20 protein-coding genes are annotated in these 20713 nt (G+C 66.8%); 9 read left to right on the plus strand and 11 right to left on the minus strand.

What is annotated here, in order from left to right:
- The 7 genes from KDW96_RS05570 to KDW96_RS05600 all read right to left on the minus strand — a co-directional run bounded on the left by KDW96_RS05570 (window position 1) and on the right by KDW96_RS05600 (window position 7825).
- Entirely contained in the window at window positions 1-1197 is a 1197-nt protein-coding gene (locus KDW96_RS05570; protein WP_255839441.1) for an ABC transporter permease, read from the minus strand.
- The gene (locus KDW96_RS05575) at window positions 1197-2411 is read right to left on the minus strand and encodes an ABC transporter permease (protein ID WP_255839442.1); all 1215 of its coding nucleotides are present in this window, start codon (window positions 2409-2411) and stop codon (window positions 1197-1199) included. The genes KDW96_RS05570 and KDW96_RS05575 overlap by 1 nt, the downstream gene beginning before the upstream one ends.
- Window positions 2411-3094 carry an ABC transporter ATP-binding protein gene (locus KDW96_RS05580; RefSeq protein WP_255839443.1) on the minus strand — a complete coding sequence of 228 codons (684 nt, stop codon included), beginning with the start codon at window positions 3092-3094 and terminating at the stop codon, window positions 2411-2413. Before KDW96_RS05580 ends, KDW96_RS05575 begins: the two co-directional genes overlap by 1 nt.
- Window positions 3091-4242 carry an efflux RND transporter periplasmic adaptor subunit gene (locus KDW96_RS05585; RefSeq protein ID WP_255839444.1) on the minus strand — a complete coding sequence of 384 codons (1152 nt, stop codon included), beginning with the start codon at window positions 4240-4242 and terminating at the stop codon, window positions 3091-3093. The genes KDW96_RS05580 and KDW96_RS05585 overlap by 4 nt, the downstream gene beginning before the upstream one ends.
- Window positions 4243-4531: 289 nt before the next feature.
- Window positions 4532-5404: an FHA domain-containing protein gene (locus KDW96_RS05590; RefSeq protein ID WP_255839445.1), complete on the minus strand. Its 873-nt coding sequence runs from the start codon at window positions 5402-5404 to the stop codon at window positions 4532-4534.
- Between the two features lie 73 nt (window positions 5405-5477).
- The gene (locus KDW96_RS05595; protein ID WP_255839446.1) at window positions 5478-7010 is read right to left on the minus strand and encodes a serine/threonine-protein kinase; all 1533 of its coding nucleotides are present in this window, start codon (window positions 7008-7010) and stop codon (window positions 5478-5480) included.
- Window positions 7011-7033: 23 nt separating this feature from the next.
- A complete protein-coding gene (locus KDW96_RS05600; protein WP_370295332.1) occupies window positions 7034-7825 on the minus strand; it encodes a PP2C family protein-serine/threonine phosphatase in 792 nt (263 codons plus the stop codon).
- A gap of 322 nt (window positions 7826-8147) precedes the next feature.
- Here KDW96_RS05600 and KDW96_RS05605 point away from each other — a divergent pair, with 322 nt between their 5' ends.
- From KDW96_RS05605 to KDW96_RS05640, 8 genes are all read left to right on the plus strand, one after another.
- Window positions 8148-8279 (plus strand): hypothetical protein, encoded by a 132-nt coding sequence (locus KDW96_RS05605; RefSeq protein ID WP_255839448.1) that lies wholly within the window; start codon window positions 8148-8150, stop codon window positions 8277-8279.
- Window positions 8280-8340: 61 nt separating this feature from the next.
- Complete coding sequence (locus KDW96_RS05610) at window positions 8341-8775, plus strand: GNAT family N-acetyltransferase (RefSeq protein ID WP_255839450.1); 435 nt, start codon at window positions 8341-8343, stop codon at window positions 8773-8775.
- A 137-nt stretch (window positions 8776-8912) separates the two neighbouring features.
- Window positions 8913-9944, plus strand: coding sequence for a GGDEF domain-containing protein (locus KDW96_RS05615; RefSeq protein WP_255839451.1), 1032 nt, complete (start codon window positions 8913-8915; stop codon window positions 9942-9944).
- A gap of 309 nt (window positions 9945-10253) precedes the next feature.
- Entirely contained in the window at window positions 10254-10778 is a 525-nt protein-coding gene (gene msrB, locus KDW96_RS05620; RefSeq protein WP_255839455.1) for a peptide-methionine (R)-S-oxide reductase MsrB, read from the plus strand.
- Between the two features lie 2 nt (window positions 10779-10780).
- Complete coding sequence (gene msrA, locus KDW96_RS05625) at window positions 10781-11452, plus strand: peptide-methionine (S)-S-oxide reductase MsrA (RefSeq protein ID WP_255839456.1); 672 nt, start codon at window positions 10781-10783, stop codon at window positions 11450-11452.
- Between the two features lie 129 nt (window positions 11453-11581).
- Window positions 11582-12736, plus strand: a complete 1155-nt coding sequence (gene dapE, locus KDW96_RS05630; RefSeq protein WP_255839458.1) for a succinyl-diaminopimelate desuccinylase — start codon at window positions 11582-11584, stop codon at window positions 12734-12736.
- The gene (locus tag KDW96_RS05635) at window positions 12736-13545 is read left to right on the plus strand and encodes a putative RNA methyltransferase (RefSeq protein WP_255839459.1); all 810 of its coding nucleotides are present in this window, start codon (window positions 12736-12738) and stop codon (window positions 13543-13545) included. Before dapE ends, KDW96_RS05635 begins: the two co-directional genes overlap by 1 nt.
- An 11-nt stretch (window positions 13546-13556) precedes the next feature.
- Complete coding sequence (locus KDW96_RS05640; protein WP_255839460.1) at window positions 13557-13928, plus strand: hypothetical protein; 372 nt, start codon at window positions 13557-13559, stop codon at window positions 13926-13928.
- A gap of 71 nt (window positions 13929-13999) precedes the next feature.
- Here the strand turns inward: KDW96_RS05640 and KDW96_RS05645 are convergent, their stop codons facing one another.
- The 4 genes from KDW96_RS05645 to KDW96_RS05660 form a co-directional block, all read right to left on the minus strand.
- A complete protein-coding gene (locus KDW96_RS05645; RefSeq protein ID WP_255839461.1) occupies window positions 14000-14209 on the minus strand; it encodes a cold-shock protein in 210 nt (69 codons plus the stop codon).
- A gap of 278 nt (window positions 14210-14487) precedes the next feature.
- Window positions 14488-16323: a GldG family protein gene (locus tag KDW96_RS05650; RefSeq protein WP_255839462.1), complete on the minus strand. Its 1836-nt coding sequence runs from the start codon at window positions 16321-16323 to the stop codon at window positions 14488-14490.
- 12 nt (window positions 16324-16335) lie between these two features.
- On the minus strand, window positions 16336-17070 hold the full coding sequence (locus KDW96_RS05655) for an ABC transporter permease subunit (RefSeq protein ID WP_255839463.1): 735 nt from the start codon (window positions 17068-17070) through the stop codon (window positions 16336-16338).
- The gene (locus KDW96_RS05660) at window positions 17067-17990 is read right to left on the minus strand and encodes an ABC transporter ATP-binding protein (RefSeq protein ID WP_255839464.1); all 924 of its coding nucleotides are present in this window, start codon (window positions 17988-17990) and stop codon (window positions 17067-17069) included. The genes KDW96_RS05655 and KDW96_RS05660 overlap by 4 nt, the downstream gene beginning before the upstream one ends.
- A gap of 239 nt (window positions 17991-18229) precedes the next feature.
- Here KDW96_RS05660 and plsB point away from each other — a divergent pair, with 239 nt between their 5' ends.
- Window positions 18230-20713 (plus strand): glycerol-3-phosphate 1-O-acyltransferase PlsB, encoded by a 2484-nt coding sequence (plsB, locus tag KDW96_RS05665; RefSeq protein ID WP_255839465.1) that lies wholly within the window; start codon window positions 18230-18232, stop codon window positions 20711-20713.

Here is a 20713-nt window from a genome sequence, read left to right on the forward strand (position 1 = left end):
CTATTCGCAGCGCAGCGCCTCCACCGGCTGCAGGCGCGCCGCCCGGCGGGCCGGGGCAATGCCGGCGAACACACCGATCAACGCGGCCAAGAGCAATGCCAGCAGCAGGAACAGCGGCTGCAGGGCGAGGGGCAGCCCCGGCAACAGCAGGTGCAACACAACCAGCAGCAATGCCATCAGCAGCAACCCCAGCACCCCGCCGAGCACGGACAGCAGCAACGCCTCGCCGAGAAACAGGCCGAGCACCTGCCGCGGCGTGGCGCCGATGGCGCGCAGCAGGCCGATTTCCGCGGCGCGCTCGCCGACCGTGGTGGTCATGATGGTAAGGATGCCGACCGCGCCGACCAGCAGGGAAATACCGCCGAGTGCGCCGATGGCCAGACTGAGGATGGCGAGGATACGGTCCAGGCTGCGCAGCATGTCGTCCTGGGTGGTGAGGCTGAAGTCCTCGTCGCCGTGGCGCTCGATCAGCAACCGGCGGATCTGTTCGCTGAGCGCCAGGGCCGTGGTCCCGCCATTGAACACCACGTTGATCTTCGCCAGGCCGCTGCGGTTGAACAGGTTTTCCGCCCAGTCCACCGGAATGTAGGCGATATCATCGATATCGAAGCCGAGCAGCCGGCCCTTCTCCTCCATCACGCCGATCACCCGGAAGCGCATCCCCCCGACACGCACCATCTGGCCCAACGGGTTGGCCGCCCCGAACAGCTCCTCGCGCAGGGTATGGCCGAGCACCACGTAGGGCGGCGAGCGCCCGTCGCGCGGCTCGGGCAGGAACTCTCCGAGGGCCAGGCGAAAGCGCCAGGCCTGGGCCATCTGGTGACCGCTGCCGAGGATGCCGATGCGCCGGTCGAGGCGGCCATACTGCACGTCGCCGTGGCCCTGGATGATCGGCACCACCGCCTCGACGTGGGGCAGTCGGCGCAGCGCATCGGCGTCGGCGATGCTCAGCGGGCGCACGCTGCCGAGCAGCCCGCCGAGGCCGGCGGTCTGGGTCAGGCCCGGGCGGACCGACACGTTACGCGTGCCGAACTGGGCGAAGTTGTCCTGCACATAGTCGCGCAGGCCCTCGCCGATGGCGGTGAGCAGCGCCACCGCGGCGATGCCGATGGCCACGCCGAGCAGGGTCAGCAGGCTGCGCAGCGGCCGGCTGAGCAGGGCCGAGCCCGTCAGCCGGAGCGCATCCTGCCAGTACATCAGCGGCCCCCGGCCAGCGGCCGCAGTGCCGCCACCGGCGCCAGGGCCGCGCCGCGACTGGCCGGCAGCCAGGCGAACAGCAGGGCGCAGGCCAGCGCCAGCGCCAGAGCACTGAGCCGCGCCCACCAGGGTGCGTAGAGCGGCAGCTGGAAGAGCAGGCGTGCAAGCCACAGCAGCAGCTCGCCGAGCAGCAGGCCGGCCAGGGCACCGCCCAGGGCCAACACAGCCGCCTCGCCGAGAAACAGCAGGCGCACCTGTCCCGCCGTCGCGCCCAGGGCCTTGAGCAGGCCGATTTCGGCCGTACGCTGGCTGACCGATATCCAGGTGACGTTCATGATCAGGATGCCGGCCACCAGCAGGCTGATGGCGGCGATCCCGCTCATCGCCAGGGTCAGGGCCGCGAGAATATCGGTGAAGGCGCCGAGCAGACTGCCCTGGCTGATCAAGGTGACATCCTCGTCTCCACCATGACGATCCCTGAGGGTGGCGAGAATCTGCAGGCGGCTGCTGGCCATAAAGCGTGGCCCGCGGATCTCGGCGAACACCCGCAACAGCCCCTCGCGGTTGAACAGCGCCTGGGCATTGGCCAGCGGGATGATCACCAGTTCGTTGAAATCCATGCCGAAGGATTCGCCACGCGGCTCGAGGATGCCGATCACCCGAAAGCGCCGGTCACCGGCACGCAACCACTCGCCGAGCGCAGGCCCGGTGCCGAACAGCTCGCGGCGCAGTCCGGCGCCGATCACGCAGACCGCCTCGGCCTCGTCGAAGCCCAGCTCCGGCAACGGTCGTCCCTGGGCGACCCGCAGCCGGCGAATGGCGAAAAACTCGGAACTGGTACCCAGGGCCAGGGCCTCGCGACTGCGATTGCCGACGTTGACCTGCAGCTGCCCGGCCTGCTGCGGCGCGACCCGCCGCACATGGGGCAGGCGCGCGATCGCCCGGGCGTCCTGTGCGGTCAGATCCCGCGGCGACAGGCCGGTGATCGGCGGCATGCCGCCGGTGGTTTCGCTGCGTCCGGGGAGGATGATCAGGGTGTTGCGCCCCAGACTGGAGAACTCGTTGAGCACGAAGGCCCGCGCACCCTCACCGAGACCGGTGAGGAGGATCACCGCGACCACGCCGATGCCCACCGCCAGCAACAGCATCAGGCTGCGCGAACGATGCCCGCGCAAGGCGCCGAGCCACAGCTGCACGGCGTCCCCGGCGCGCATCAGGCCAGCTCCCAGCTTGCCTCATGCACCCGGCGACCGTCGCACAGCCTCAGCTGGCGCCGCGCGCGGGCCGCGTGCTGGGCATCGTGGGTCACCACGATCAGGGTCAGGCCCTCGGCATTGAGTTCCTCGAGCAGGGCGAACACCTCTTCGCCGGCGCGGCTGTCGAGGTTGCCGGTGGGCTCGTCGGCCAGCAGCAGCTCCGGCTGCATGGCGATAGCCCGGGCGATCGCCACCCGCTGGCGCTGCCCGCCGGACAGTTCGCCCGGGCGATGCTGCAGGCGGCTGCCCAGGCCCAGGCGCTCGACCAGCTCATGGCTGCGCTGGCGACGCACCTCGGGTTCGATGCCGGCCAGGACCATCGGCAACTCGATATTCTCCAGGGCGGTCAGGCGGGGAATCAGGTGGTAGGACTGGAACACGAAGCCGATCCAGCGGCTGCGCAGCTCCGCGCGGCGGGCCTCGCTGAGGGTCGCCGTGGCCTCGCCGTTGAGCCAGTACTCGCCGGCATCCGGGGCGTCCAGCAGGCCGAGGATATTGAGCAGGGTCGATTTGCCCGAGCCGGACGGCCCCATCACCGCCAGGTAGTCGCCGGCGGCAACCTCCAGCTCCAGCGCATCGAGCCCCACGACCCGCTGCTCGCCGGCCTGAAAGCAGCGGGTCAGCCCGCACAGGCGGATCATCGCCGCGGCTCCAACTGCTCGGCCGAGACCACCGCGATGCCATCCTTCAACCCTTCCTGGTCGAGACTGGCAAGAATCCGCTCCCCCTCCTGCAAGCCTCCGAGCACTTCGGTCCAGCGCCAGTTGGCCAGCCCGGTGTTCAGCGCCACCTCGCGCAGCATCCCGGTGTTGGGGTCGTAGCGCAGCACCCGGCGCCCCTCCAGCAGGGTCTCGGTGGGGATGCGCAAGCCCCCGGCGCTCTGCTCCAACAGAATCTCCACGTCGGCGCTGTAACCGGTCAGCAGCGCCACGTCGACCGGCAACTGGACGAAGCGCACCTCGACGTCGACGGTGCGCGCCTGCTTCTCCAGCTCGCGGACGAAGGGCGCGATGCGGCTCACCTGGCCGGTGAAGGAGCGTCCACGGAAGGCATCGAGACTGATGCGCACCGGCATGCCGATGCGCACGCGACCGGCGTCGACCTCGTCGATTGGCGCGTCCACGTAGAGGCAGCTGTCGTCGATCAGGTCCACCGCCGGCGGTGTCGGGATGCCCGGCGGCGACGGGGTGACGAACTCGCCGAGTTCACCGTTGATCTGCGCCACTATGCCGGAGAACGGCGCGCGCAGATTGGCCTGGTCGAGCAAGGCGCGCTGCAGCGCCAGGTTGGCATCGGCCTCACGGATCAGCGCGTCGCTGGAGCTGCAAACCATCTGCGCCAGGCGCGCGCGGGTCTCGGCCTGGTCCAGGCGGTCGGCGGCCAGGAGCTTGCGCGCGGCCAGGCGCTCCAGGCGCTTGAAATCGCGCTGATCGAGCTTGGCCTGGCGACAGGCCTGCTCGCGGGCATTGCGCTTGGCCTCCAGGCGCGCCTCGGCCTCCTGCACCCGGGCCTGACGATCATCCTGACGCAGCCGCATCAGCACCTGGCCCTGTTTCACCGACTGGCCCTCGTCGACCAGCAGTTCGCTGACCTGGCCGCCAATATTGAATGACAGACGCGAACGCCGGCAGGACTTCAGGGTTCCGGCCCGGGTATTGGCCACCAGCGTCTCCACCGGGCCCCGCTCCACTGCCACCAACTGCACAGGCATGGGCTGGGGGCGGTTCCACCACCAACCAAACGCCAGAAAACAGGCGAGTACAACTAGGCTGATCGATAGACTACGCATAGGTGCCTCTATTTTGACACTGGCTTCTTGAGCCTAGGACAGCCCCTCGTAGATGCAACGAGGCATTTCTGCTGTTGGTCGCCTGATAACCGTTCTTAGTCCGGTTGAGCCATAGGGCCGCCCCAGGCTGCGCGCTGGCCCCGGCCGCCCTGGGCGAGGCGAGCGCGCATGGCGGCGCTCCGTTCGATTCGGAGGCGCAGAAGCGCGCGCCCCTTCAGTGCCGGCAGTGAGGTCCGAGGGATGATCAACCCTTGCGTGGAAGCCGCCGTGCGCGGCCGCGCCGAGTCGCCTAGAGCAGGGTCTTGGCGGCCAGGGTCGCACCGACGCCGATCAGCAGAATCGCCAGTACGGCCACGGCGGCCGGCAACAGACCCTTCAGTCGTGATCCAGGGGCACCGGGTGGCGGCTCGGCCTGCGCCAGCGGCCGGGGCGCGGCTGCACCGCGTAGCGGGTTGAGCGTGCTGGCGGCGGAGCTGGCGGGCTTGCCCTTGAGGGGTTTGGGCAGATCGAGGGCGCGCATGAACAGGGTCGCATCCTCTTCCTCGGCCGGCGCCACGGCGACCTTGGGACCTATCACCAGCAGGCTGACCGAGCCCATCTTCAACTGGTCGCCTGGCTGCAGCACCGCCGTCGTCACCCTCTGCTGGTTGACCCTCACGCCGTTGGCCGAGGCCAGGTCCTTTACCTCCAGCACATCGTCCTTGAGGAAAAACTCGCAATGGCGGCGCGACAGCTCCAGGTCGCTGAAACTCATCTCGCACCTGGCGGAACGGCCGAAGGTCATCGAGCCATGGATGTGGAACTTCTTGCCCTCGTGCTCCCCCTTGATCACCTGGAGAAACCAGCGCGGCGCCGTTTCGGCCTTGCTCCGGGCCGTCGCCGGGTCGAGCAGCAGCAACTCCAAAGCCCCCAGGCGCACCCGGTCGTTGGCACGCAGCTGGTAGCGTGCCCCGATGCGCTCTTCATTGACGAAGGTGCCGACCTGGGTACCGCAGTCGGTGAGGTAGTAGTAGCCGTGATCCAGACGCACCTCGGCATGGAAGGCGGCGATCAGGGGATCGTCCAGCACCAGGTTGTTTCGACTGTCGTGGCCGATAGTGAAACGCTCGTCCGCCAGCCAGATAGGTGCCTGACGGTTGTCGCCGAAATGAACTCTGAGCATGTGCCGTGCTGCCTCGAGAAAGACCCTGAGCCGATGGGACGCCACGCAGTGCGCAGGCCTGGTCGCCGACCGCTCACCGATTGAAGATGTTGTTCCACAGCCGTTTGATCGGATTCTGGCTACCCTGCTGCGGCGCTTGCGCGCTCCGCTGACGAGGCGCCGCTGCCGGCGCGCGCGGCGCCTGAGCCAGGCGCACCCGCCGATCGTGATCGTCATAGAGTTTTAGCAGGGTTTCGTTGGCTGGCTCGACCTCCAGCCCCTGCTTGATGTGTTCCAGCGCCAGCGCAGGCTCACGCCGGGCGTAGGCCCGCTCGCTCAGCTCGATGAAGCGCTGCACCACACGGTCCAGGCCGGCGAGGGCCAGCAGGTTATCCGCTTCCCAGGTCAGCACACGGCGAAAATAAAAGGTCGCGCTGTCATCTTCGGGCAGCAACAGGCGGTTCTCCGCCATGCGTTGTTCGGCCAGCGCCAGGTCGCTGGCGATGTGGGCCTGCAGCACTCGCTGCAAACCATCCAGGGCCTGGGCATTGTCCGCGTCCAGGGCCAGGGCCTGGCGGAAGAAGTAGTCGGCATTGTCCTGGTGCGGCGCGAGCAACTGACCTTCGACCAGGCGCTGCTCCGCTCGGGCCAGGAAATCGGCCAGCTGCATCTGCCGGTAGCCGAAATATCCGGCACTGCCCGCCCCGACCAACAGCAGCATGCCGAGCAGCGCCCAGACCAGCAGCGGGCGCCGAGCGCTCACGGATTCGCCGCCCCGTGCAGGGCCTGGCCTGAGCGCCGGCGCTCGGCGGGTGCTCTCGGTGTCGTCCTCGGACAGCTCGTCAAGACTCGCCAGCAATACCCGGCAATCGTCGAAGCGCTCGTCCGGGTCCTTGGCCAGCATGCGCGCCAGCAACCACTGAAAGTCCTCCAGCGCTGGCGACAGCTGCGGCAACTCCATCTGCAGGTGGTTCATCACGGTCTGGGTGTAGTTGGCGCCGCGAAAGGGATTACTACCAGTGAGCATCTCCAGCAGGATCACGCCGAGACTGTAGATGTCGCTGCGCGCGTCCAGCGGCTGGCACTGGGCCTGCTCGGGGCTGCTATAGGCGGGACTGCCGACGGCAATTCCCACCTGGGTGAGGTCTTGATCGAAGCTGACCTCCTTGGCCACGCCGAAATCGGTGAGTACGGCGGTGCCGTCTTCACGAAAGAGGATATTGGCCGGCTTGATGTCCCGGTGCACCAACCCGCTGTCGTGGACCACGGCTAGGGCGCTGGCGATCTGCCGGACAATGCGCAGCGCCTGGAGCGGTTCGAACTGCTGCCCCTTGTGCTGGGCCAGGTCGCCGCCGGGGACGAACTCCATCGCCAGGTAGTGGCGACCGTCGGCGAGCCGGTCGATGTCGTGGATGGTGATGATCGAGGGGTGATGCAGCGAGGCCAGCAGGTGGCCTTCCCTGATAAAGCGCTGGCTGAACGCCTGATCGTCGGCGCTGAGCAGCACCTTCACCGCCACCTTGCGATGCAGCGACAACTGGGTGGCCAGGTAGACCTCGGCCATGCCGCCCTTGCCGAGGCGGCCATGCACGCGGTAACCGGGAATCTCGAGCAATGCTTCGGTCATGGCGATGGTCGGCTATCCAGTGGTCAGGATTTCAAGGGTTTGAACAATCTGCTGAGAAATCCGCGCGGGCGTTCGACCGCGGCCGGCCCGGTGGGACTGCCGCCCAGCACGATGCAGGAAATATTGTCACGCCCCCCCTGGTGATTGGCCTGGGCGATCAACGCGGCCACCAGTTCATCCAGGGTAGCCGCGGCGGCGCACTGCTGCTGAATCTGCCCGTCGTCCAGCTCGCCGGTCAGGCCATCACTGCACAGCAGCAGCAGCTCGTGCGGCTGCAACCGGCCCTGCAGCAGGCCGACCTCCAGGCTCTGATCCTCACGCCCCAGGCACTGGAAGATCACCCCACGCTGGGGATGGCAGCGCGCCTCGGCCTCGCTCATCTCGCCGGCATCGATCATCGCCTGAACCCAGCTGTGATCGTGCGTCAGGGGCTCGATGGCATCGGCGTCGACGCGGTAGGCGCGGCTATCGCCGACCCAGGCAATCTGGTAATCGGCGCCGCGACACTGCACGGCGACCAGGGTGGTACCCATGCCACGGCACTCGGCGTCGGCCTCGGCGGCCGCCAGCACGGCGGCATTGGCCGCATGCACCGCCGCGCTCAGCTCAAGTCCCTCGACGCTGGCGGCGCGCAGCGCCTGCAGGGCCAGGGCACTGGCCACCTCGCCGCGCCGGTGGCCGCCCATGCCGTCGGCGACCGCCCACAGGCCAAGCTCGGGGCAACAGAGCACGGCGTCTTCGTTGTGACCGCGTACCTGGCCGACGACGGTATCCGCTGCATACACCAGGGGCTGTAGATTCGCTGTCATCGACATGCCTGCTGCCACCCCCTCATGGATCGAACACCGAATACAGACCATAGCGTGGATGATGCGACGACACCGCCACGGCTGTCACCGGTTCGGCCGACTATTCCCGCGAAGTGTTAACCAGTCGAACCGCCCCCGTCCTGCACCGGACAGGCGGCGCGCATGCGCGCCCATGGCCCGCGCCAGAGGTCGACCAACCGGCTATTCTTAAGCTGACGCTGACGGCTGTCAGTTCATGCAGGCTCATGCAGCCTGGGAGGTGGGAGTGACCTGGAAAGCAATCATCCTGGCGAAATCGTCGACCACTTCTTAGCGTGAGATAACGATCATGAGCAAAGGTTTGGATGCGAAGAAACAAGGGAAGAAAAAGCCGCTGAAGAGCGCCCACGAAAAGCGCATGGCCAAGAAGGACAAGCGCGCGGGCAAGGGCCTGCTGGGCAGCCACTCGGCCAACTCCTGAACCCACCGCCCAGCGCAGACCAGGCGTCTGTCGCTGGGCCCCCAACCCCCACCACGGACCCATGCCCGATCTGCAGTTCTGCGCCTTACCGACTCAACTCACGCCGCTGGCCGACAAGTTCTATCGCAGCCATCGCTCGCCCATGCGCCCGCGCCAGCAGGACAGGGTATGGGTGGCCCGACAGCAGGATATTCTCGCCGCGCTGTGCCTGCGCCCCGTTGCCGGCGGTCAGTGGCTGACCAGCCTGTTCGTCGCGCCACAGCACCGTCGACAAGGACTGGGCCGCCAGTTGGTCGAACGAGCCCTGGCCAGCGCCGAGGGTCCCACCTGGCTGTTCTGCCACCCGGAATTGCACCCCTTCTATCAACCGCTGGGCTTCAGCAGCCACGCTTGCCTGCCAACGGAGCTCAGTGAGCGCCTGCAGCGCTACCAGCGGCACAAGGCCCTGATCGCCCTCGCGCACGGCGCCGACATCGACTGCCCCACGCAGCGATGATGGCGGGATTCCCTGCAAAAGCGTGCAGCAACCCGCCTCCATAATGGCACTTTGCCCGGAATTGCTCCTTGCCAGATCGGGGCAAAGCTCTGCATGCTTGACCGGCCTTTAGCCCATTAAAAATAAAAGTACCGGCTATGCCCAAGCTCACCTCGCTGCTGCTCAGGCGGCTGCGCAAAGACTATCAACTGTCCATCATCACCCTGATGGGCCTGTTCGGCGTCCTGGCCGTTACGCCTTACGCGGTGTACCGCTTCGTCCAAGGCAACTACCTGGTCAGCATCGCCGACAGCATCATCGTGCTGTCGACCATCTTCGCCGTGCTCCACGCCTGGCGGACCGGCGACACGGTGAAACCGGGAATAGCGCTGGCGGTGATCTTCTCGGCGGGCGCCACGGTGATCGCCATCAACCTCGGGGTCAACGGCCTGTTCTGGATCTACCCGCTGACGCTCTTCAACTTCTTCATGGTTTCACCGGGCAAGGCCATGGTGCTCATGCTCATGGTGCTGGCCTCCCTGCTCGGCCATGCCTTGTTGATTCCCGGCTCGGTATTCGAAAGCGACTACCAGATGATGTCGTTCCTGGTCACCGGCCTGATGGCCAGCGTGTTGACCTGCATCTTCGCCTTCCGCACCCGCAGCCAGCGCGATCAGCTGCAGGCCATGGCGATCCTCGACCCGCTGACCGGTGCGCGCAATCGCCGGGCGATGAACGAAGAGCTCAGAATCGCCGTGTCCACCCATCGCCGCCATGGCAACAACTACGGTGTATTGGTGATGGACCTGGACCATTTCAAACAGATCAACGACAAGTTCGGCCATCCCGCAGGCGACCAGGTGCTGGTGGATTTCGTCGATCTGATCCAGCAGTCCTCGCGCCAGGAGAATCGCCTGTTCCGCTTCGGCGGCGAAGAGTTTCTCCTGCTCCTGCCCAATACCGACGTGCCGGCCCTGGAGGCCGCAGCCGCGCACCTGCAGCGTCAGGTCAGGGAAGACCTGCGCGGCCCCGGGGGGCCGGTGACCATGTCCGTGGGCGGCGCCATCCTGCGCACGGGCGAACCCTGGGAAGGCTGGCTGCAGCGCGCCGACGAACACCTGTACCAGGCGAAAAGTTCCGGTCGCAACTGCTCCATCATCGAAGCAAAGCCCGAGTCCCAGATCGCCTGAACCCTAAAGCTCCTGAGGCTGCCCCCGCCGTTTAGCGCCGCTGCGCTCAGTGGATGACCGACACCGCGACAAGAGCGGTGGCGAAGAACGCGCGATCACGCCTACTTGTCGTCGCTCAGGGCAGTCATTCACTGACGGGCAAGTTGGCCGAGGCTTCTCTGGAACAGGCTTTTCCGGGCGACAGGCGACCCAGGTAGAAGAACAGCGGCAGTCGCGATCAAGGTCCAGGGCCGTCCCTGCAGAGCGCTCGCCTGTAACAATCGGGTCGCTGGCCTGTCTACAGATCGAACCCTTGTGCAGAGACTCGCCATGAAACGACGTTCCCTTCTCCAGGGCATGGCCCTGCTGCCAGCCCTGCCGCTGCTGGCCAGCCAGGTGCCACCGGGCCTGGCCGAAACCAAGACGGCCGGCATCACCGTGGTACCACTCGACAAGCCACACGAGGCCTGGCGCGAATTGCTGGCGCCCGATGCCTATGCGGTGCTGTTCGAGGAAGACACCGAGCGCCCCGGCAGCAGCCCGCTGAATCACGAAAAGCGCGCCGGCACCTACATCTGCGCCGCCTGCTACCTGCCGCTGTTCGACAGCCAGCACAAGTACGACAGCCGCACCGGCTGGCCGAGCTTCACCCAGTCGATCGAAGGCCATACCGGCTTCAAGCGTGACTTCAGGCTGATCTTCCCCCGCACCGAGTACCACTGCGCGCGCTGCGGCGGCCACCAGGGCCACCTGTTCAACGATGGCCCGGCACCCCGCGGCGAACGCTGGTGCAACAACGGCCTGGCCCTGCGCTTCGTTCCCCAGGGCGATGCCCTGCCCGCCCTGAGGAGTTGAGCATGAGACCTAAGCCGTTTCCCAGCCTCGGCCTCGGTGCATGGGCCGCCTTGCTGCTCGGCGCCCTGCTGCTCAGCGCCTGCAAACCCGGCGCGCCGCAGGTGCAGCAGGCGCAAGCCAGCGAGCCCAGCGACCTCGCCGCAGGCGAACAGGGCGTCGCGATCTTTGCCGGCGGCTGCTTCTGGTGCACCGAGGCGGACTTCGACAAGCTGCCCGGGGTGATTTCGACCACCTCCGGCTACACCGGCGGCCATGCCGCCAACCCCAGCTACCAGCAGGTCTCCGCCGGCACCACCGGTCACACCGAGGCCGTGCGGGTCAACTACGACCCGCGCAAGATCGGCTACGCAGAACTGCTCGAATACTTCTGGCCGACCATCGACCCGCTGACCGCCAATGCCCAGTTCTGCGACCATGGCTCGCAATACCGCAGCGCGATCTTCTACGGCAACCCCGAGGAAAAGGCCCTGGCCGAAGCCTCGAAAGCCGCCTTGCAGGCCTCGGGCCGCTTCGACCGGCCGATCGTCACGGAAATTTTGCCCACCTCGACCTTCTACCCGGCCGAGGAGTACCACCAGGACTATCACCGCAAAAACCCGCTGCGCTACACCTACTACCGCAATGGTTGCGGCCGCGACGACCGGCTCGAGCAGCTGTGGGGCAAGCAGCACTGAGCTGGCACCCGCGCCGACTCGGGCCATGAGAGCCCGATCGGCCGTGGGGAAACAGCCTGACGGCGGCCAATGGCCGCCGTTTTGCTTTAAGATGGCGGCCTTTCCGCTAGACGCCGCCCTGGAGCCGCAATGACTGCCCCCGCCTCGCCCCTATCCGCCACCCTGGAGCTCGCCTGCGATCTGATTCGCCGTCCTTCCGTCACGCCGGTCGATGAAGGCTGCCAGGAACTGATGATGCGCCGCCTGCAAGCCGCCGGCTTCGCGGTCGAGCCGATGCGCATCGAGGAAGTGGACAACTTCTGGGCCAGCCACGGCGAGCAGGACGGTCCGGTGCTCTGTTTCGCAGGCCACACCGACGTGGTGCCGACCGGCCCGCTGCAGGCCTGGCAGCACCAGCCGTTCGACGCCCTGATCGACGAGCACGGCATGCTCTGCGGCCGCGGCGCCGCCGACATGAAGGGCAGCCTGGCGTCGATGATCATCGCGGTGGAGCGTTTCGTCGCCGACCACCCCAAGCACAAGGGGCGTATCGCCTTCCTCATCACCAGCGACGAAGAAGGCCCGGCCCAGCACGGCACCAAGGCGGTGATCGAGCGCCTGGCGGCGCGCCAGGAGCGCCTGGACTGGTGCATCGTCGGCGAACCCTCGAGCACCTCGCTGGTCGGCGACGTGGTCAAGAACGGTCGCCGCGGCTCCCTCGGCGCCAAGCTCACGGTGCGCGGCGTGCAGGGCCACGTGGCCTACCCGCACCTGGCCAAGAACCCCATCCACCTGGCCGCACCGGCCCTGGCCGAAATGGCCGCCGAGCACTGGGACGACGGCAACGACTTCTTTCCGCCGACCAGCTTCCAGGTCTCCAACCTCAACTCCGGCACCGGCGCCACCAACGTGATCCCGGGCGAGCTGCAGGCGATCTTCAACTTCCGCTTCTCCACCGAGTCGACGGTCGAGGGCCTGCAGAAGCGCGTCGAGGCCATTCTCGACAAGCACGGCCTGGACTACCACGTGGAGTGGGCGCTGTCCGGCCTGCCGTTCCTCACCGAGCCCGGCGCCCTGCTGGATGCCGTGGCCGCCAGCATCAAGACGGTGACCGGCCGCGAGACCACGCCGAGCACCAGCGGCGGCACCTCCGATGGCCGCTTTATCGCCACCCTGGGCACCCAGGTGGTCGAACTCGGCCCGGTCAACGCGACCATCCACCAGATCAACGAGCGGGTGCTGGCCAGCGACCTGGATGTGCTGACCGAAATCTACTACCAGACCCTCGTCAAGCTGCTCGCCTGATGCTCAGCTGTCCGATCTGCCAGGACGCCCTGAGCGCGGTCGACAACGGCGTGGCCTGCCCCGCCGGCCACCGCTTCGACCGCGCGCGCCAGGGTTACCTGAACCTGCTGCCGGTGCAGCACAAGAACAGCCGCGACCCCGGCGATAACGCCGCCATGGTCGAGGCGCGGCGGCGCTTTCTCGAGGGCGGCCACTATGCCCCGCTGGCCCTGCGCCTGGCCGAACTGGCCGCCGCCCAGGCGCCCGAGCGCTGGCTGGATATCGGCTGCGGCGAAGGCTATTACACCGCGCAGCTCGCCGAGGCCCTGCCCCAGGCCGAGGCCGAGGGCTATGCCCTGGACATCTCCCGCGAAGCGATCAAGCGCGCCTGCAAGCGCGCCCCGCAGCTCGAATGGCTGGTGGCGAGCATGGCCCGGGTTCCCCTGGCTGACGCCAGCTGCCAGCTGCTGGCCAGCGTGTTCAGTCCCCTCGACTGGCGGGAAGCCCGGCGCCTGCTTGCCCCCGGCGGCGGCCTGCTGCGCATGGGGCCCAGCCGCGAGCACTTGCTGGAACTGCGCCAGAAACTCTATGACGAGGTGCGTGACTACGACGATCAGAAGCACCTCGAGTTGATACCCGAAGGCATGCGCCTGGCCCACAGCGAGACCCTGCGCTTCGCCCTGCCGCTGGCCAGTGCCGAGGCCCGTGCCGACCTGCTGGCGATGACCCCCCACGGCTGGCGCGCCAGCGTCGAGCGGCGTAACGCGGTGATCGCCGCGCCGTTCGAGGTGACCGTCGCCATACGCTACGATTGGATCGAGAAACTCTAGGGACCTGCCCCATGCGCCAACCGGATATCGAGATTTACCTGAAGGATGCCGAGCATCAGGCCGTCGCCGACTGGCTGGGCCAGGCCATCGGCCCCTGTACGCCCTGGCAGCAGAAGGGCCAGACCTTCAAATGCCGCGCCGGCGAGGTGCCGGTAACCTGGCTGCCGAAGGCCGTCGGCAAATGGCACAGCCTCTTCCTGGAAAGCGACGCCACGCCCTGGGAGGACGACCTGGCCTGCGCCCAGGCGGCCTTCGCCGCGCTGCAGGTCGAGGTGCGCTGTGCCCCCGGCGGCTGGCAGGAAGAGGAAAGCGACGAGCAGGCCGACCGCTGGCTGCGCATCAGCGCCGATGGCGTCGAAGAGATCACCTGGCGCACCGGCTGACGCCGATTCCAGGCGCTAAGCGTGCAAACAAAAAAGCCCGTCGATGACGGGCTTTTTTGTGCGGCCGGGATTCAGATTGCGGCCACGTCTTCGGCCTGCAGGCCTTTCTGGCCCTGGGTCACCGCGAACTCGACCTTCTGCCCTTCGACCAGGGAGCGGTGGCCGTCGCCACGGATGGCCCGATAGTGCACGAACACATCGGCGCCGCTCTCGCGCTGGATAAAGCCATAACCCTTGGAATCATTGAACCACTTGACGGTTCCAGTCTCACGATCAGCCATTACTACACTCTCCAACTCGCAGTTTTTTATTGTCCCGTAAAGGCGCTTCGACGGTTCGGTGCACACGTTGTTCCAGTCATGCCCGACCTCGCCGAAGCAGGCGCGGAGCGGGTACAAACGATGGCGTTAAAACAACGACCGCTGCCGGAGTATAAAGCAAGCCCGGAGCCTGAAAAGCACTTTTTTGATCGGGCTGAGAGCCATGCGGCACTAAGCTCTCAGCCCTTTTTTGAGGACTCCGTCAATGGCCTTCCGACGCTGCCCGGACAGCCCCGCCATCAACCCTGCCGACGCCGCCGCCACAGCCACAGCGCCAGCACGCCGAGGGTCAGCAACAGCGGCACCAGGGCGATGTTGACGAACTTCAGGGTCCGCCCCAGTGCCTCGATATCGGCGTTGAGCCGATAGCGCACGTCGCGCAGCTCCTTGCGGATCTTCAGTTTCTCCTGGAGGAACTGCTGCACCGTGGCCTGCTGTTCAGGACTCAGCTCCAGCGCCTTGCTCGGGTCGTCGCTGCGCTGCAGGGCGGCGAGCTTCTGCTCGGTGTCGGCCAGGCGCGCCTGCAGCGCCTGCTCCTTCTCGCGGAAGCGCGCCTCGGCCTCGCGCTGCAGTGCCTCGACCACCTCGAACGGCCGGCTGAAGCGGCCGCGTGAACGCACGCTGATCAGCGCCTCGGAACCGCTCAGGTTGTCCAGCGCGTTGATCGCGAAGCCGGCGTTGTCCGCCCAGGGCTGCGGGATGCGCTGGCCGAAGAAGTCCTGCACCTGCACCCACATGCGATCGCTCAGCAGGTCGGTATCGGCCACCACGATGACGTTGATGTTGTCCGCCTGCTTGAGACCGTCCTTGCGCCCCTCGATGCCGTCCGGGTAGGCCGACTGCGCCGGCCCGCTGATACGCGCGGCGAGGGTGTAGCGTTCGCCGGTCGGCTGCAGCTCGCGGATCAGCTCCTCGGGGTTCTGCAGCAGGCCGAAGCGTTTGACATCGAAGGGCATCGCGTACTGCGAACTCTGGATCAGGGGGATGAAGCGGGTCTTGGCGTCTTCCAGCGGTTCGAGCATGCCGGCGGTGGCCACGGTCAGGTTCTCCAGCGCCGCGGTGCTGATATCGTCCTGGTCCAGGGCATTCTTCGGCAGGCTCAGCCAGGCGGCATGGCGCACCGGCCGCTCGCCCTGGCCCATGCTCACGGCCATGGCGTAGGCACCGTCGCCAAGCACCTGATCGGGCAGCATGCGCAGGCCCCAGGACTTGAACAGCGGCCCCAGGTCGGAGGACTTGTCGAGGGCCATTTCCCCGGGCAGCTCGGCCAGGGTATCGGCTTCGCTGAACGGGTCGACAAAGGCCAGCAGCTTGCCGCCGCGCAGGACGAACTGATCGATGGCGTAGAGGGTCTGCTGCGGCAGGTGCTTCGGGTGCACCAGCAGCAGCACCGAGACCTTCTCGGGAATCTGATCGATGTCGGTTTTCAGGCTCTCGATCTTGAACAGCTGGCGGATCTCCTCCATGACCATCCAGGGCGGCGTCGGCTGGCGCGCCATCATGTCGAAGCCGCCGTTGATCTGCAGCCCCGCGAGCACGCCGACCACCGGCCGCTCGGGCTCGGCCAGGCTCTGCACCAGGCGGCTGAGTTCGTACTCGAGGAACTCCTCCTGATCCAGGGCGAAGAACGGGATGACCTGGGTATCGCCCCGGGCGTTCTTGCCGGCCAGGCCGAAATAGAGCGAATCGCCACCCTGCTGCAGCGGGATGGCCTGCAGGCCGAATTCGGCGGCCCTGTCCTCGTCCTCGGAGAAGGGCTCGGGGTCGATCACCTGCAGCTTGAGCTGGCCGTCGGCCTCGCGCTGGTAGGCCCTGAGCATCTCCTCCACGCGGCTGGCGTAGGTGCGCAGTGCCGGCAGGTCCTTGGCCAGGCCGTCGGAGTAGAAGAAGCTCAGTTCGATCGGCTCCTCCAGGCTGCCGAGTATCTGCTCGGTGCCGGCGGAAATGGTGTAGAGCTTCTGTTCGGTCAGGTCCAGGCGGGCGCCACTGAGGCCCAATCCGGCGAACAGGTTGAAGGCAAGAAACGCCAGGGCGATGAGCACCAGCCCGGCGCTGGAATACATCAGCTTTTTCATCGGCGCAGGTCCTCAGTCGGCTTTCTTCAGGTCGATGACCACCGCGGTCGCGGCCAGCCAGGCGGCGATCAGGGTGAGGAAATACAGCAGGTCGCGCAGGTCGATCACGCCCTTGCTGATGGCATCGAAACGGGTCAGGAAGCTCAGCGAAGCGACGGCGTCGACCCACCACTGCGGCGCCCAGCCGCTGAAGGCATCGAGCACCATGGGAAAACCGCTGACGATGAACAGGAAGCACAGGCCCACGGCGAGGATGAAGGCGATCACCTGATTCTTCGCCAGGGCCGACATGCACGAGCCAATCGACAGGTAGGCGCCGGCCAGCAGCCAGCTGCCCAGGTAGCCGGTGACGATGGCGCCATTGTCCGGCTCGCCCAGGTAGTTGACCGTGATGACCATCGGGAAGGTCAGCAACAGGGCCAGGCCGGCGAACACCCAGGCGGCGAGGAACTTGCCGGTGACCGCCTCGAAACGGCTGATCGGCAGGGTCATCAGCAGCTCGATGGAGCCGGACTTGCGCTCCTCGGCCCACAGGCGCATGGCGATGGCCGGCACCAGGAACAGGTACAACCAGGGGTGGAAGTTGAAGAAGGGCGCCAGGTTGGCCTGACCGCTCTCGAAGAAGCCGCCCAGGTAGAAGGTGAACACCCCGGACAGCACCAGGAAGATCACGATGAACACGTAGGCCAGCGGCGTGGCGAAATAGCTCGCCAGCTCGCGTTTGAAGATAACCGACAGCTGCGTCATACCACCTCCCCTCGGGTCAGGCTGCGGAACACCTCGTCCAGGCGGCCGCGCTCGACATTCAACTCCTTGATCCTCCAGCCGCGCTCGGCGATCAACCGATTGACCTGGGGGAAGATCACCTGGCCCGGCCTGGCCAGCACGCTCAGGCTGTGTTCCTGGGCATTGGCCTCCACCCCGAGCACCCCGGGCAGGGTCGCCAGGGCGTCATGGTCCAGCGGCTCCTCGGCCAGCAGGGTCACCGCCTGGTGGTAGCGCGAGCGGCTCTCCAGTTCCAGCGGCGTGCCATCGGCCAGCAGGCGGCCGTGGGCGATCACCACGGCGCGGGTGCACACGGCCGAGACCTCCTCGAGGATGTGGGTCGAGATGATGACGATCTTGTCCCGGGCCAGGCCCTGGATCAGCTTGCGCACCTGGTGCTTCTGGTTCGGGTCGAGGCCGTCGGTGGGCTCGTCGAGGATCAGCACCCGCGGATCGTGCAGAATCGCCTGGGCCAGGCCGACCCGGCGCTTGAAGCCCTTGGACAGGGTCTCGATGGTTTGCCCCAGGACCTTTTCCAGTTCCACCTGGGCCACCGCGTGCTGGACCCGCTGCAGTTTCTCCTTGCCGCGATAGCCGCGGACCTCGGCGATGAACTGCAAGAAGCCCTGGACCGTCATGTCGCCATAGCAGGGCGCGCCCTCCGGCAGATAACCGATCTGCCGCTGGGCCTTGCGCGTGTCCTTCTGGATGTCGAAACCGAGGATGCTGGCGCTGCCGGAGGTCGGCGCGAGAAAGCCGGTGAGCATCTTCATGGTGGTGGACTTGCCGGCGCCGTTGGGGCCGAGAAAGCCCAGCACTTCACCGGGCTGCACGCGGAAGGACAGATTGTCCACCGCGGTGTGCTGTGCAAAACGCTTCGTAAGATTTGTTATCTCGATCATGGTCTCTCACCATTGCGGTCAAACCCTGTCCGCTACCCGTACAGCAGCGAGACGGGCCTTTCGAATGCGCGCAGGACTATAAGGACTCGGGCTTTGCCAGTGCAAGGCCACGACTTTGCGCAAATGTTGCGCCGCCGCGCAAAGCGCGGCGAGGGTCAAGTTTTTTGCCGGCGCGCCGGCGATACGGCACACTAACCGGCCCGAGCAAGTGCTCGTTTTACACCACCAGCAGACTCCGTATGACCCGTTCTCCGTTCCATCGTCTCGTGTTCGGCACCCTGCGCCGCCTGCTGTACCTCTGGGTACGCTCGGAAACCATCAACCAGTCGGCCTTCACCCTCAAGCTGGACCGCAGCAAGCCGGTGTTCTACGTGCTGCAGCTGCCCTCGCTGAGCGACCTGGCGGTGGTCGACCGCGAGTGCCGCAAGGCCGGACTGCCACGACCGGTCCTGCCGGTCAGGGTGGGCAAGCTGGAGGAGCCGGCGGCCTTCTTCTACCTGACCCCGGAGCCGGACTGGCTCGGCCGCCAGGACAAGCGCGGCAGCTCGCCGACCCTGGCGCGGCTGGTCGCGGCGCTGAGCCAGCAGGCCGTCGACGATGCCCAGATCGTCCCGGTCAGCGTGTTCTGGGGGCAGTCGCCGGACCGCGAGACCAGTGCCTGGAAGCTGCTGTTCGCCGACAGCTGGGCGGTCACCGGGCGCCTGCGCCGGCTGGTCAGCATCCTGATCCTCGGGCGCAAGACCCGGGTGCAGTTCTCCAGCCCCATTCACCTGCGCGAACTGGTGGAACAGGACAAGGGCCACGAGCGCACCCTGCGCATGGTCCAGCGCATGCTGCGGGTGCACTTTCGCAACCAGAAGACCGCGGTAATCGGCCCGGACGTGTCGCACCGACGCAACCTGGTCAAGGGCCTGGTGCATGGCCCGCTGGTGCGCCAGGCGATCGGCGAGGAATGCGAGCGCAGCGGTATCAGCCCGGAAAAGGCCGAGGCCCAGGCGCTGCGCTACGGCAACGAGATCGCCTCGGACTACGCCTACACCGCGATCCGCTTCCTCGAACTGGTGCTCAGCTGGTTCTGGAACAAGATCTACGACGGCATCCGGGTCAACCATATCGAGGGCGTGCAGGAGGCGGCCCAGGGCCACGAGGTGATCTACGTGCCCTGCCACCGCAGCCATATCGACTACCTGCTGCTGTCCTACCTGCTGTTCCGCAACGGCCTGACACCGCCGCACATCGCCGCCGGCATCAACCTCAACATGCCATTGATCGGCGGCCTGCTGCGCCGCGGCGGCGCCTTCTTCATGCGCCGCAGCTTCAAGGGCAACCCGCTGTACACCGCGGTGTTCAATGAATACCTGCATACCCTGTTCAGCAAGGGCTTCCCGGTCGAGTACTTCGTCGAGGGCGGACGCTCGCGCACCGGGCGCATGCTGCAGCCCAAGACCGGCATGCTGGCCATCACCCTGCGCAGCTTCCTGCGCAGCCACCGCCTGCCGGTGGTCTTCGTGCCGGTATACATCGGCTACGAGCGGGTGCTGGAGGGCCGCACCTACCTGGGCGAGCTGCGCGGGGCGAGCAAGAAGAAGGAATCGATCTTCGACATCTTCAAGGTCATCGGCGCGCTCAAGCAGCGCTTCGGCCAGGTCTGGGTGAACTTCGGCGAACCGCTCAAGCTGGCCGAGTTTCTCGACCAGCAGCAGCCGGACTGGCGCGAGCAGGACTACGCCGGGCAGTTCCGCCCGGCCTGGCTGAACGAGACCACCCATCGCCTCGGCCAGCGCGTGGCGCAACGGCTCAACGAGGCGGCGGCGATCAACCCGGTCAACCTGGTGGCCCTGGTGCTGCTCTCCACCAGCAAACTGGCCCTCGACGACAGCGCCCTGGCGCGGGTCCTCGACCTCTACCTGGCGCTGCTGCGCCAGGTGCCCTACTCGCCCCACACCACCTTGCCGGAGGGCGACGGCCGGGCGCTGATCGACTACGTCAAGGGCATGGACCTGCTCGCCGAACAGCGCGACGCCCTGGGCAAGATCCTCTACCTGGACGAGCACAACGCGGTGCTGATGACCTACTACCGCAACAATGTGCTGCATATCTTCGCCCTGCCGGCGCTGCTGGCGAGCTTCTTCCAGAGCAGCGCGCGGATCAGCCGCGAGCAGATCCTGCGCTTCACCGAGGCGCTCTACCCCTACCTGCAATCCGAGCTGTTCATTCGCTGGGAAGTGGAAGAACTGGAGACCGTGGTCGATCAGTGGCTGGCCGCCTTCGTCGGGCAGGGTCTGCTCAAGCTCGAAGGCGATGTCTATGTGCGGCCGGCGCCGAGCTCGCGCCAGTTCGTGCTGCTGACTCTGCTGTCGCGGGCCATCGCGCCAACCCTGCAGCGTTTCTACATGGCCATCGCCCTGCTGCTCAACGCCGGGCAGAACCTCATCAGCGCCGAGGAACTGGAGGACCTGTGCACGGTGATGGCCCAGCGCCTGTCGATTCTCCATGGCCTCAATGCCCCGGAGTTCTTCGACAAGAGTCTGTTCCGCCATTTCATCCAGACCCTGCAGGACCAAGGCGTGCTGCTGCAGGACGAGGCCGGCAAGCTCGGCCACCACGTCAAATTGGGCGAGCTGGTCGAAGGCGCGGCCAAGCGCGTGCTGCCGGCCGAGCTGCGCCTGTCGATCCGCCAGGTGGCGCTGGAGCGCGGCGAGCAGGCCCCGGCCAGCCAGTGA

The organism is Pseudomonas benzenivorans (assembly GCF_024397895.1).
Classification (GTDB): domain Bacteria; phylum Pseudomonadota; class Gammaproteobacteria; order Pseudomonadales; family Pseudomonadaceae; genus Aquipseudomonas; species Aquipseudomonas benzenivorans_A.